This is a genomic window from Rhizobium sp. 3T7, from assembly GCF_020166565.1.
In the GTDB taxonomy this organism is placed as follows: Bacteria; Pseudomonadota; Alphaproteobacteria; order Rhizobiales; family Rhizobiaceae; genus Rhizobium.
Window position 1 is genome coordinate 185713 of sequence record NZ_JAIQXS010000001.1, and the last position, 11994, is coordinate 197706.

Annotated in this window: 12 protein-coding genes, 3 tRNA genes and 2 pseudogenes; 10 read left to right on the forward strand and 7 right to left on the reverse strand. The window is 58.9% G+C overall.

Annotation, left to right across the window (positions count from 1 at the left end; translation table 11 throughout):
* Nucleotides 1-53 precede the first annotated feature (53 nt).
* A tRNA-Lys gene (locus K9B32_RS00905) sits at nt 54-129 on the forward strand.
* Between the two features lie 510 nt (nt 130-639).
* Nucleotides 640-1004 (forward strand): annotated as a pseudogene (locus tag K9B32_RS00910) (IS5 family transposase); the annotation flags it as partial.
* A 57-nt stretch (nt 1005-1061) separates the two neighbouring features.
* On the opposite strand, the gene K9B32_RS00915 reads toward K9B32_RS00910, so the two are convergent.
* Nucleotides 1062-1493, reverse strand: coding sequence for a hypothetical protein (locus K9B32_RS00915; RefSeq protein WP_037452364.1), 432 nt, complete (start codon nt 1491-1493; stop codon nt 1062-1064).
* Nucleotides 1494-2176: 683 nt separating this feature from the next.
* Here K9B32_RS00915 and K9B32_RS00920 point away from each other — a divergent pair.
* Nucleotides 2177-2443 carry a hypothetical protein gene (locus K9B32_RS00920; protein ID WP_224560049.1) on the forward strand — a complete coding sequence of 89 codons (267 nt, stop codon included), beginning with the start codon at nt 2177-2179 and terminating at the stop codon, nt 2441-2443.
* 96 nt (nt 2444-2539) lie between these two features.
* Here the strand turns inward: K9B32_RS00920 and K9B32_RS00925 are convergent, their stop codons facing one another.
* Nucleotides 2540-3169 (reverse strand): Gfo/Idh/MocA family oxidoreductase, encoded by a 630-nt coding sequence (locus K9B32_RS00925; RefSeq protein WP_224560050.1) that lies wholly within the window; start codon nt 3167-3169, stop codon nt 2540-2542.
* 47 nt (nt 3170-3216) lie between these two features.
* Between K9B32_RS00925 and K9B32_RS00930 the strand changes: the two genes are divergently transcribed.
* The 3 genes from K9B32_RS00930 (at nt 3217) to K9B32_RS00940 (ending at nt 4756) form a co-directional block, all read left to right on the forward strand.
* Entirely contained in the window at nt 3217-3600 is a 384-nt protein-coding gene (locus tag K9B32_RS00930; RefSeq protein WP_263490459.1) for a substrate-binding domain-containing protein, read from the forward strand.
* Nucleotides 3601-3886: 286 nt separating this feature from the next.
* On the forward strand, nt 3887-4411 hold the full coding sequence (locus K9B32_RS00935; protein ID WP_224560051.1) for a DUF992 domain-containing protein: 525 nt from the start codon (nt 3887-3889) through the stop codon (nt 4409-4411).
* A gap of 93 nt (nt 4412-4504) precedes the next feature.
* Nucleotides 4505-4756 (forward strand): hypothetical protein, encoded by a 252-nt coding sequence (locus tag K9B32_RS00940; RefSeq protein ID WP_224560052.1) that lies wholly within the window; start codon nt 4505-4507, stop codon nt 4754-4756.
* Nucleotides 4757-5051: 295 nt separating this feature from the next.
* Here the strand turns inward: K9B32_RS00940 and K9B32_RS00945 are convergent, their stop codons facing one another.
* Complete coding sequence (locus K9B32_RS00945) at nt 5052-5993, reverse strand: lytic transglycosylase domain-containing protein (protein ID WP_224560053.1); 942 nt, start codon at nt 5991-5993, stop codon at nt 5052-5054.
* Between the two features lie 218 nt (nt 5994-6211).
* On the opposite strand from K9B32_RS00945, the gene K9B32_RS00950 reads away from it, so the two are divergent.
* The 3 genes from K9B32_RS00950 to K9B32_RS00960 all read left to right on the forward strand — a co-directional run bounded on the left by K9B32_RS00950 (nt 6212) and on the right by K9B32_RS00960 (nt 9764).
* Nucleotides 6212-6976 carry a TIM barrel protein gene (locus K9B32_RS00950; RefSeq protein ID WP_224560054.1) on the forward strand — a complete coding sequence of 255 codons (765 nt, stop codon included), beginning with the start codon at nt 6212-6214 and terminating at the stop codon, nt 6974-6976.
* 121 nt (nt 6977-7097) lie between these two features.
* Nucleotides 7098-8324, forward strand: a complete 1227-nt coding sequence (locus K9B32_RS00955; protein WP_224560055.1) for an adenylate/guanylate cyclase domain-containing protein — start codon at nt 7098-7100, stop codon at nt 8322-8324.
* A 108-nt stretch (nt 8325-8432) separates the two neighbouring features.
* A complete protein-coding gene (locus tag K9B32_RS00960; protein WP_224560056.1) occupies nt 8433-9764 on the forward strand; it encodes an NAD(P)/FAD-dependent oxidoreductase in 1332 nt (443 codons plus the stop codon).
* 29 nt (nt 9765-9793) lie between these two features.
* Here K9B32_RS00960 and K9B32_RS00965 read toward each other — a convergent pair.
* From K9B32_RS00965 to K9B32_RS00975, 3 genes and pseudogenes are all read right to left on the reverse strand, one after another.
* Nucleotides 9794-10337: pseudogene (locus K9B32_RS00965) on the reverse strand (dihydroxyacetone kinase subunit L); the annotation flags it as partial.
* Between the two features lie 179 nt (nt 10338-10516).
* A tRNA-Glu gene (locus tag K9B32_RS00970) sits at nt 10517-10591 on the reverse strand.
* A gap of 117 nt (nt 10592-10708) precedes the next feature.
* The gene (locus K9B32_RS00975) at nt 10709-11257 is read right to left on the reverse strand and encodes an alpha/beta fold hydrolase (protein ID WP_224560057.1); all 549 of its coding nucleotides are present in this window, start codon (nt 11255-11257) and stop codon (nt 10709-10711) included.
* Nucleotides 11258-11486: 229 nt separating this feature from the next.
* On the opposite strand from K9B32_RS00975, the gene K9B32_RS00980 reads away from it, so the two are divergent.
* The gene (locus K9B32_RS00980; RefSeq protein WP_224560058.1) at nt 11487-11687 is read left to right on the forward strand and encodes a hypothetical protein; all 201 of its coding nucleotides are present in this window, start codon (nt 11487-11489) and stop codon (nt 11685-11687) included.
* A gap of 98 nt (nt 11688-11785) precedes the next feature.
* Here the strand turns inward: K9B32_RS00980 and K9B32_RS00985 are convergent.
* Nucleotides 11786-11860: transfer RNA gene (locus K9B32_RS00985), tRNA-Glu, on the reverse strand.
* Between the last annotated feature and the right edge of the window lie 134 nt (nt 11861-11994).

Sequence of the window (11994 nt, forward strand, 5' to 3'; positions counted from 1 at the left end):
AGCCGAACGATCCTGTTTATACGCCCCCTCACACCGCGCAACACGGCGGTTACGGGTGATTAGCTCAGTTGGTAGAGCAGCTGACTCTTAATCAGCGGGTCGTAGGTTCGAGCCCTACATCACCCACCAAAACATCTTGAAATCATTACTTAATTGGGAATGCGGCGGAAGTTTTCGGCTGCCCAGTTTTTCAGTATATCGGTTGGCAAATTCGCGTTCCGTTCCTGTTCCGGAATGCGGCGGGCTCAATCTCGTTCCAGCGGCTCTCCAGGGCTTCATCGCTTCGCACGTCAAGCTGCGCAGCGCGCGCTTTGCCCTGAAACTCCCGCTCCAATGGTTCTGCCAGCGCGACGGAAGTCCGGTGGCCATCGTGTTTCTGAAGCGGGTGTAGAGGGTGTAAACAGTCTCGGTGCTATTTATGCATGATCACAACAGCTTCACGAGGGCTTAGGCTCCCTCTTATTGAGTTAGCGCAACTGGAAATGGCAGAGACGGCCAGCAGAACCGTCATCAAATGCATCATCTTTCCTACGAGCATCCACGTTGCAGATTGTATCGCTTTCCAGCATTCCATCACGTTTCGATAAACTCGCTCCGACCCTCAACAGCCTGGTAAAGACGATTCCATCGACGGCGGTCCTGATCGACGGCCTGGGCCGCCCAATCGCTTTCCTCTTGACCGGCGACCAGGTCGCCGATTGCACGGCTGGCGAGCTGCTTCTGAGCAGATGCCCAAGAGCCCGATCCTGCATGCCGACAAGGGCTATGATACCAATGCCATCCGCCACAAGGTCGAGGGCAAAGGAACGATGCCGAACATTCCGCCGAACGCTAACCGGCGCTGGAAGAACCGATTCTCGCCGTTCCTCTATCGCGATCGCAACGCTATCGAGCGCATGTTCGCACGGCTCAAAGACTTCCGCCGCATAGCCACCCGGTACGATCGATCAGCGACGAACTTCCTTGCGGCCGTCTGCCTCGCCGCCACTGTCACCTACTGGTTACGAGTCAGGGCACGAATCACGGCAAACAGCCAGACGAGAGCAGCATTTCTTTCGTTCTCACTTGGCGGCGCCAAGTAGGTAGCCCCCGTCCCAGTGATAGATCTGCTTGTCGTCGACCGTGACCTTGACGACCGCCTGGAATCCGGCAAGCGTTCCGCTGCCGGCATGGAACGCACAGGTTCCTTGCATCGGGCTGGCGGTGTCGTAGGTGACGCAGTACCCGACCGCCGTGTCTCCGTTTCCGACGGCAATAACCGCTGTGCTGCTGCCGAAAAGGGGACTGCCGGTCACCGGCCCATAATATAAGATCTTGGTGCCCGCCGGGATCGCCGCGAGGTTCGATTCCGTAATGGTGCAGAAGCTTGGGGTATCGCCGGTGTACTGGCTGCATTCCTTGGAGATCTTTAGCGGTTGCATAGCCGGCGCAGCGGACGCCACGGACGCTAGTGCCAGGACGGCGCCAGCCGACAGGATCAACAGTCTGCTCATTGCCCACTCCCTATGGTCGAATTAACGTCTAAGATTCTACTCGTTGTCTCCTATCCTAGCAATTCGCCGCTTTGAATCTTCTGGCAAGGGGTTGCCGTCTGCCTCGCCGCCGGCGGCTTGCTATGAGTCCGGACCCTAAGCCACATTGCGTGAAGACCATGCGAGGTAATTGGGAACCAACAGTCTAGCGTCGCGTTCCAGGTAGAGTTCCAAGGCGATTCGCACACTGCGCCTTGGCCTTTCCAAATGTCCCTGTCATTTGCCCCGCTTCCTGCGGGGCTCCTTTCTGCCTCTGGAGGAGGGAGGAACCACCATGTCTCGGTTGAGTCCGAACGGACCGCCTCAATCATCATCGAGTTTTATCGCCAAGGAGTCCGAGACGAGAAGCAGTTGCGCGCACTCATCGACGTGGCGGGGGTTAATAGAGCGATCTCCGTAGACATTACGAACAACGGTCGGGAACAGAAACGAACCAGCGGCGTTTTTTCAGGTCGTGCCGCCTTAGGCACGTTGTTTTGAGATGTCCCGATACTAAAGAGCCCCGCCAACACCGCGGGGCTTTTCTTCTGCTGTTTTTCCATCAAGAGGCAAGTCCGTCGTAGGACTTAGGTCCTATCAGACCTCAAACGCGCGAACCATACACGGGTCTGGTGCGTTGAATCTCCAGAGAAAGGAGACTGACCATGAAACGGTTGATTATCGCAGTGGCCGGCCTCGCAGCACTACTGGTGAGCGCTCCTGCCGAAGCGCAAGGTATCTATTTCGAGTTCGGTTCCGGCGACTCGAGGTATTATGACGATCCGCCACCGCCTCGTTACTACCGATACGGCCCGCGGTACCGTGACGATTACCGGCCGCGTTACGCTTACCGCGACGTATGCTGGAGGGTGCCTTACCAGCACCGAAGCCACAACCACTACATCACCAGGTACAGAACGGTTTGCCGATAGAGAAGTAGCCTCGCGTTAAGCGGGGCTTTTCTCGTCCCTTTATGACTTCCCCGTCCGGAGCGCCGCCTGCCAGCCGATTTTCGCCAGGTTGTCCCGTTACCGATAAAGAGACGGCTTTTCGGGAATCTGGACTGCCGCGCAGGTTCCCGTTTTCCAGGCCTGCAGGCAAGCCTTTGTCACCAGCATCGCCATGTAGCCGTCCCATGCACGTGAGCCCAAGGGCGTCTGCGTGAGATTGCCCGCCGTCCAGGTCTCCAACTGCGCCCGATAGGCCTGCCGGAACCGTGGCGGCCAATCGGCAGGTGTTCGAAATCGGTCGTAGCCTTTGGAGCGGAACGTGGTTGTCGGGCTCGGGTCGAGAGCGACGGTTCCATCCTCGCAGACAAGTTCAGTCCGCACGTCGTAGCCATGCTGCGCGTCCGTGAAGACTTCGATATCGATCACGACGCCGGATTCGGTCTGTAGCAAAATGAACTGCGGCTGCCTGCTCGGGGCGTTGCGGGTGGCCGGAGGGCTTGCGATAATCGCCGAGGTGATGTCTTCGCCGAGTAGATACCGCACGATGTTGAACTCGTGCCCGGCGGAATTGGCGATCACCAGTTCGGATGCAAGATAGTCGGGGCCGACGGCGTTTCGGTGAACGCAATGCAGGAAAAGCGGTCGCGCAAGTTCACCGGAGGCGAGCGCCTGTTTCATCTCGATGTAACCGGCATCGAGGCGTCGCATGAAGCCGACCCGCACGAGACGCTTGCCGGCTGCGACTTTCCGCTCGAATGATTGCCTCGGCAGCCTCCAGACTTGCCGCGAGCGGGCCCGAATGCAGCGTCCTTAACGTGGTTCAGGAGCAAGTCGGAAGCTGGAGCCGCGTCAACGGTGCCGATCTGGTCTCGAATTGGCTGACCTCGGGTCTCGAATTTGATGCGGTCATCGCCAACAATGACGAAATGGCGCTGGGTGCGATCGCCGCACTCAAGAACTCAGGTGCGTCGACCGACAAGATCCTCGTCGCCGGCATCGACGCACCTGAGGCCCTGCAGGCAATGAAGGCTGGAGACCTGAAGGTCACCGTCTTCCAGGACGCGAAGGGGCAGGGCAAGGGATCGATTGACGCAGCCCTAAAGGCCGTAAGAGGCGAGAAACTGGAGCGCGAGGTATAGATCCCGTTCCAGCTCGTGACGCAGCAGAACATGGCTCAGTTCGAAAACCTCAACGAGCTCGGACTGCATCACAGTCTGAGCACACGGGATCACGGCGACGCCTTTGTGCTTCGCCATGATCGCGCTGTTTTGGCGAACAGGTAGGCAGTGTCGTGCCGGTCGCGACGGCGTGGATGCTTCCCGCATAGCTTCATTTAGGCTGCAAGATACGAAGGGCAGCCATGCATCAGCGGCATTGGTAAACTGCAGCGATACGCTATCTATCTCCGTGCAATACAAGGAGAAAATGATGAAGAAGATCGCAACCGTTGTTGCTGCCGCATCCCTGACGCAAGCCTTGGCCTCAAGCGTTATCGCGGCCGATTTGGCGACCACCTACCAAGCGCCCGAGGCCGACGTGCGTGACGGGGTCAAGATCGGGATACTTACTTGCGATGTCGGTGGTGGTGTCGGTTACGTCCTCGGTTCGGCAAAATCGGTCGATTGCGTCTTCAGCCCGACCTTCGGTAGCGAGGCGCAGGATCGATACACCGGCGCGATCCGTAAGTTGGGCGTCGATGTCGGGTTCACCACGCGCGGCCGGATTGTATGGGCGGTGTTTGCACCGACCACGGGATACCATCGCGGTTCGCTGGGTGGCCTTTATCAAGGCGCATCGGCTGAAGCGACGCTTGTTGCTGGTGTCGGTGCCAACATCCTCGTTGGCGGCACTAGCGGCTCGGTCCAATTGCAGACGCTGAGCGTAACCGGCCAGCTCGGCATCAATGTTGCTGCTACCGGAACGTCCATGACGTTGACGCCGCAAGGCTAACGGTGTCTCGCCGGCAATCGCTCGGCGATCGTGCATAAAGCCGGCCGCATTCTCATGCGGCCAGCTTTTTGGGGGTCGGCATAGGAGGAAACCGTGAGATATGCCGCGATACTCGTTACAATGGCGCTTGCCGGCTGCAACACAACTGTGCCGCCGCTTGAGCCCATACCTGGAAGCCTGACCTATGGACGCGTCGCGCACTCACCATACCCACCTGGAACGGTGATCAAGAACACGTTCCTGGGAAAATGGGGTTACCGAACGTTCGAGAAATACGTGGTTCAGCCTGATGGAACACTCAAGTTGACCTATCAGCAGACCGCCCCGGATTTCCTGACCGACTGATACTTTCGGTTCGGCTGCCGCTATCGAAGTTTCGGTGGCTTACTGGTGCCACTCGGCTGAATATCTTGTTCAGGGGCGTGGCGTTTGAGGAGTTTGTGCAGCTTGCGCTCTTCTGCGGAATCGGCGCCGGTGCGTCTGCCCTGGTTGACGATACTCCGACCCCGCGGCCCCGGATTTCTGATCTGTCTGTTTGATGTGCTGTGCATGGCCTTTCCTCCCGCGGGGGAAACGCACAACTCGCGCCAATGTTCATGGCCGCGCTAGAAAAGTCTTCGCTGCCATATTCGAAACTGTCTCAATTTCGAAAAACGGTGCAGGCCGCTCCGGCCGCGCGGGCGGTCACGCAGACCTTGTCGGCTTCGGCGCGGGTCTGCCTGCCGATACGGGCTGCGTAGCGCGGCCTGAAGCCGAAGCTGCGGTCACGCACGCGTACGATGACCGGCTCTTCACCCGCGAGCGATGCGGGAAGCTGACGTGCGACCGCCGAAAACAAGCGAAGGGCGGCTGCGTCGTTGTTATGTGCCGCAAACTGCGCGCCCCACGGTGCCCACGGCCCCTGTTGAACCGAGGCGGTTTCGGTCAGCCGGCGCTTGCTGGCAAGCTCGATGCAGCCATCGATGAAGGGCTTGTTCGAGGTCAGAAATCGAGCGGCCTCATCAGGAGGGTTGTTCTTCCATTGCTCGATCGTATTCGCAGTAATGGCAAGGACGTAGCTGCGCGTCTCGAAGGGCAGCAGGCCTTTATCGAGATAGTCTGCAAGTCCCTGCTCGCCGGCATTGTAGGCTGCGGCGGCAAGGCCGAGATTGCCAAAGCGTGTTCGCAGCTCGTCGAGATATCGGGCTGATTCCTTGAGGGATTCGAGAACATCGAAACTATCCCTCAAGCCGCGCAGCCTGGCCGTATGGGGCATGAACTGTGCGATACCCTGCGCGCCCTTGGGGCTGATGGCGCCCGCCCTGAAGCGGCTCTCCCGCCAGATCAGGCGGGCGAAATAGTCCGGCGGTAGGTGGTTTTCCCGCGCGAAGTGATCGATCGCGACGCAGAGATCGCGGCCATATGTTTCGCGTGTGATGCAAAGGCGCTCGCCGGAGTTCGGTACCGCAAGCGAATAGACGCAGACGCGATGCGATATGGCGGCAGGCGGCTGGGAATGGGCCATCCGTGGAAACGCCAGCAGAAAGCCGGCTACCACCATTACGATGCCTGCTTTGCCAAACGATACGCCCACAGCAGCCATCGTCCCTCTGCCGCAATTCCTGTCTTCTACGTCGAGCCGGAAAAGATACGCCCGTCAATGATGACGGGCGGAGTTGGGAGATTAATACGCACCTGCACGTTAGCAATGCTGAATATGACGTCAAGACAGAAACGGAGCATGGAAGGTTTTTGCCATATGCCTGTCGCCGCTGCTCGACTATTGTCAGGAAGAAAAGCTCCCGATTGAGCGAGGCCGCCATGAGACTTTCCGCTTGCATCGAATGGCTGTTCGCAGCCGAAGCCGACAACTTTGCGGACAGGATCCGGCTTGCGCACGCACATGGCGTGGAGGCCGTCGAATTCTGGAAGTGGACGAACAAGGATATCGGCAGCATCGAGTGGGCGCTGACGGAAACCGGTATAGAACTCAGTAGTTTTGTTGCAGAACCGATGATTGCCCTTACCAATCGTGCCAATAAGGACGCGTTCCTGAAAGGCTTGAAAGGTTCGGTGGAAACGGCCAGGCGCCTTGGTGCCCACACGTTGATTGCGCAGGCGGGCGATGACCTTCCCGGCAAGTCTCGCGAAGAGCAGAAGGCGGCGCTGATCGAAACCCTGACCGCCGCTGGCGAGATTCTCGAGGGCAGCAGGGTCCGCCTTGGTCTCGAGCCACTCAACACGTTGATCGATCACGTTGGCTATTTCCTTCATTCAACCGTCGAAGGCATCGAGATCGCAAAGGCGACGAGGCGTCCGGAGATCGGCATCGTCTACGATGTCTATCATTCCGCCGTCATGGGAGAGGAGACGGCCGATGTGATTGGCGGCAACATCGACCGGGTTTTCCACATCCATATCGCCGATCATCCCGGACGGAACGAGCCGGGCAGCGGCGATATCGACCTTAAGCGGCGCGTCGATTGGCTCGTCGAACATGGCTACGGCGGTGCGATCGGGCTGGAATATCGGCCGTTGGCGGCGAGCGCAGCGACAATTGCAGAGACCCGGCGTATGCTCGGCTAAAAACAGCACGATTCATACTCGGATTGTCTCGGCTATTTTAATCTGACGTGTCGTGCACCATCTAGTGGATGAGTAATGTCTTCCCTCAATCGGGAGGCGACTGTGTTTGTGGAGCATAGCCATGCAATCCCTTTCCGACGTGCCTTTGTATTTCATGGACCAGAGCGAAGGCGTGTGGCCCTCGCGTCGGCGAAAGATCATTGATTGGCTGGTCACTGAAACGCGCGACGAGCGCTTCATCGACAACATATTCGTGCAAATGTGCCAGCGGCTGCGGGACGAGGGTGTACCTGTCGCGCGCGCATCGTTGCACTTCAGGACGCTTCATCCGCAATGGCTCGGAGCACGTATTCTTTGGAAAACCGGTTTGGCCGAGGCCAAGATCGACACATTCGGTTACGGTGTCGAGAACACACCGCAGTTCCGCAACAGCCCCGTGAACGAGATCTTCAGCGGCGCGACTGAAGTCCGCAAGAACCTCGAGACGATGCGTGACGGCGACGGCCACCATCAGTTCTATGACGAACTGATACGTGACGGGCTCACAGAGTATATCGCCTGGCCAATGGAACACACGCTTGGCAAACGGCACATTGCGACCTTTTCCAGCGATCGGCCTGGCGGCTTTGCAGAGGAACATATCGTCTTCCTCAAGGACATTTTGCCTGCTTTGACGCTTGTCACCGAGATTCGCATCAAAAACATTCTCGCGCGGACTTTGCTGGAAACCTACGTTGGTCCCCATGCCAGCGGACAGATCCTTGCCGGGGCGACGACACGCGGTAGCGGTACGACCGTCGGTGCGGCAATCCTGATCTGTGACCTGCGCGATTTCACGACGATCTCGGATCAGTGGCCTCGCGACGACGTGATCGACTTGCTGAACGGCTATTTCGACGCGATGTCGGAGCCGATCGAAAAACATGGCGGCGAGATACTCAAGTTCATGGGCGACGGCATGCTGGCGATCTTCCCGCTGGCCGATCCGATGGCCTGCAGGAATCTGCTGGCGGCGATCAAGGAGGCAGAGGGCTCTGTTGCCGCCCTGAACGAGCAGAATGGGCGTGATGGTCGCGAGGTGCTGCGCTACGGCATCGGCGTGCATGTAGGGGACGTGATGTATGGCAACATCGGCTCGCGCCGGCGGCTCGACTTTACGGTCATCGGACCCGCGGTCAACGTCGCCTCGCGCCTGGAAAGCTTGACGAAGGAGATCAAGCGTCCGGTACTATTTTCCAGAGCCTTCGTCGAGATGGCGACGTGCGAGGAGGGCATGGAAAGCCTCGGCTCATTCCCTCTCAGGGGATTGGGCGAGCCCGTCGATGTCTTTGCCTTCAAGCAATCCTGAGAGTGGCAGGTATCTGACAAAGCGTGGGCAGGGTTTCTAAACGCGTGGCGGGGTTGTAGGGCTACCATAGTCGAACGATCTTGAATCCTTGCCAGGAGACAATCCCTCATGCCCGGTCCGTATGTCGTTCCCGTCCATGGTGACGAGGAACTTCCGAAAGAGTGCGACGTCGTGGTGATCGGCGGCGGCATTATCGGTTGTTCTGCGGCGCTGGAGCTAGCCGAACGTGGCTTGCGCGTCACGCTCTGCGAGAAGGGCGGGATCGGCAAGGAACAGACGAGCCGGAACTGGGGCTGGGTGCGGATTTCGATGCGTGATCCGCGCGAGGTGCCGCTGATGGCCGAGGCGCTGAGGATTTGGGATGGCCTCGACAAGCGCACGGGGCGCGATGCGGGATTCAAGCGCGCCGGCATCATCTTCAGCTGCGCCAACGAGAAGGAACTGGCCGACCACGGGCGCTGGCGCACCAATCTGGACGGCTACGAGATCGAATCCCGCATGCTGACGGCGCGGGAATTCGCCGAGACTGTTCCCGGGGCCAGGTTGGACATCGCCGGCGCCCTCTACACTCCGGCTGACGGCCGCGCGGAGCCGCAGAAGGCGGCACCGGCGATCGCCGAAGCGGCGCGCGACAAGGGAGCGACCATTCTGACGGAATGCGCCGTACGCGGCATCGAGACCGCGGCGGGCGCCGTCAGCGGCGTAGTGACGGAGCGTGGCGCGATCGCCTGCAAGGCTGTGGTTCTGGCTGGCGGGGCCTGGTCCAGCCTGCTTGCCGGTCGGTTCGGCATCGACCTGCCGCAGCTCAAGGTGCTGAACAGCGTGATGCGTACAAAGCCGCTGGAAGGTGGCCCGGAACAAACCATCTGGGCGAAGGATTTCGCGATCCGCAAGCGACAGGACGGTGGTTATACCGTCGCCTGCGGACACGACAACATCGTCGATATCGTGCCGGCCTCGTTCCGCTATGCTTCAGCGTTCCTGCCGGCCTTGAGGTCGGAGTGGAAGTCGCTTTCCTTCCGCCTTGCTGGCCGCTTCTTCGACGAGTTGCGTATTCCGCGGCGCTGGTCGATGGATGACGCAAGTCCGTTCGAGTATCACCGGGTTCTCGATCCAGTGCCCTCGAAGAAGTTGACGCAGGGTGCACTCGCAGGCCTGAAGAGGGCGTTTCCGGTGTTCGAGAAGGTGGAAATCGCGCAGCGTTGGGGTGGCTACATCGATGTTACGCCGGATGCCGTGCCTGTCATCTCGGCGGTCGACGCCATTCCCGGCTTCCACATTGCTACCGGGTTTTCTGGGCATGGCTTCGGAATTGGGCCGGCAGCTGGACGATTGATGGCTGATATCGTCACGGGCAGGGCGCCTGTCGTGGACGCGAGCGCGTTCCGACTCTCGCGCTTTACTGACGGCTCGAAGGTAGAACTGATCAGCGGCTTCTGATTGCACGGAGGTAACGCTCTTCCGCCCGTTTATATCAACGTTGCCGCCACCTCGAACGCTTGCCACAGCGATGGCACCCGGATCCGGCACGCCCTCCAGATCCTTCTCACCGACATAAGAGGCGCGACCGGCCTTTGCCTTTCGCATTGCCTTTGTCGACTCGGCACCTGTCGCCGCAGCCTTTGCCGCTCCGGCGACATTGCCTGATGTTAAGACAGCAAGCGCCGGAGCCAGTGCGTCGACCATCGTACGGTCGCCGACACCGGCACCGCCATAAAACGTCATCCGATCGAGCCCCGCAAGCAGGGCGGCAGCGAGATCAGCCTTTTCCGCCATGGCCTTGGATGCGGCTGTAAAGAAGATCGAGAGCAGCACGCCGCTCGAGCCGCCCATGCTGGTGCTCAGGATCTCACCGACCGAGGCCATCAAGGCTGCGGGATCCTTCAGCGGCAGCGTGTCGATGCGGGAAAGAATACTGCGCGCGCCGGTCGCCACGGTGGAGCCCGTATCGCCGTCGCCGACGCGGCTATCCAGGCGGTTCAATTCGCTCTCGAGAGAAATCAGATGCTCGCAAGCGTCGTCAGAAAACGCGGGTCTGCTTGTCGTCGCGTCGAAATTGAGCGGATTGTGCAGCGTTAGGCTGATTTTTATGACCTAGACGGATCGCGAGGTATGATCCGCAAACGTGACGAGTGTAATCGCGCAAGTGTCGCGTACGTGCCACCTGGAGTGCAATCCACAATCGAGAGGTCTGGTACGCCCTAGGGGAATCGAACCCCTCTTTACAGAATGAGAATCTGTTGTCCTAACCGATAGACGAAGGGCGCATCAGGCAAACAAATAGGAACGAACAGGCAGTCGACAAGACGTTCGAGCTTTGTGAAAGTGGAGATGGCGACGACTTCTTTGGTCTTGCTTGGCCGGCGCGAACCGATGCCCTCAGCTTAATACAGTGAACGGATGTCCCGCGCGACGTCGCTCAAATCATTGTTGAACTGGTGATCCTTGCGTTCGAACATCCGAACCACGGCGTGCGGAATCGCTTTCGCATAGAGGTGAACATGGGCAGCGGGCACCTCCGCGTCGTCAATGCTATGATAGAGATAGAGGGGAATGCCGGGCGAAAGGCGTTCTGAGACGTCGCCGCAGTCACCCATGTCATCGCTATGCCATCCGCCTTCACCGAAGAATGGCGCAGCGATGACAAACAACCCGCCGAATCTCAGCTTCGGCTGCTTGGCAAGCGCATGGATCAAAATGGTGCCGCCGAACGAGTGACCTACGAGAATTGCCTCGTCCTCCAGCGAGTCGAACTGTTTCGCCAAGCCAGCCTTCCAGACTGAGTAGCTAGGATCGTCTTCGCCGGGCATTCGGGGATAGCGGATGGCATAGCTTTCGCCGAGCTCGCGCGCGAGGCTCGCCACCAGCTTGTTGTCCCAGCGGTCGTGGACGCCTTCGCCTGCTCCTTGAACGAAGAGGACCTGCTTAGCCATTGCGCCATTTTATTCGACGGACACTGACGGACGCAAGACCGGGCTACGAGACTCCAAAAGAGGGCTGGAATACTCAGCAACGGGGGGATACGTCGTCAACGCCGCAGCGGTTGCTCGACGTCGTGCTCTTCTGGATGCCATCAACTCGCGGCGCGTGCCAACCCTTGCGGACGGTGGCGCGATTGGCAGCGGGAGCCGAGTTATTCCCTCGGAAGCGGGCGGGATCAACATGGGCGGGATTAACGTCAACGTGACGACAAACGGCTCTTCCGGCAACAAGGCCAAAGACGAAGAGTACAGCCAGAACATGGGCAAGTTCATTGGGGCCGCCGCCGATCAACATATGTCCGGTTGGTCATCAAGAGTCCGCTACGTGGCAGACATCAACCAGAAGAAGCTGGCTAAGAGGGCCATGGGCAAGGTGAAGTGACCATGAGAACGGACGAAAAACGAAAATCTGCTAGCAGGGAACGGCGTTAGTAAATGCCGCTCATAAGGTATTGAAAACATTGAATGGAGAATTTGATGTGGCACGCCCTAGGGGAGTCGAACCCCTCTTCCCAGAATGAAAATCTGGTGTCCTAACCGATAGACGAAGGGCGCTTCCTTCGTGGTGGCGCCCTTATAGTCAGGCACTTTGAATCCCGCAAGCGGCAAATTCGATTTTTTTTCAGAATAATGACAGGAATATTTTGCGGGTGCGAAATGCCGTTTATTACAGCCGAATCAAAATAATA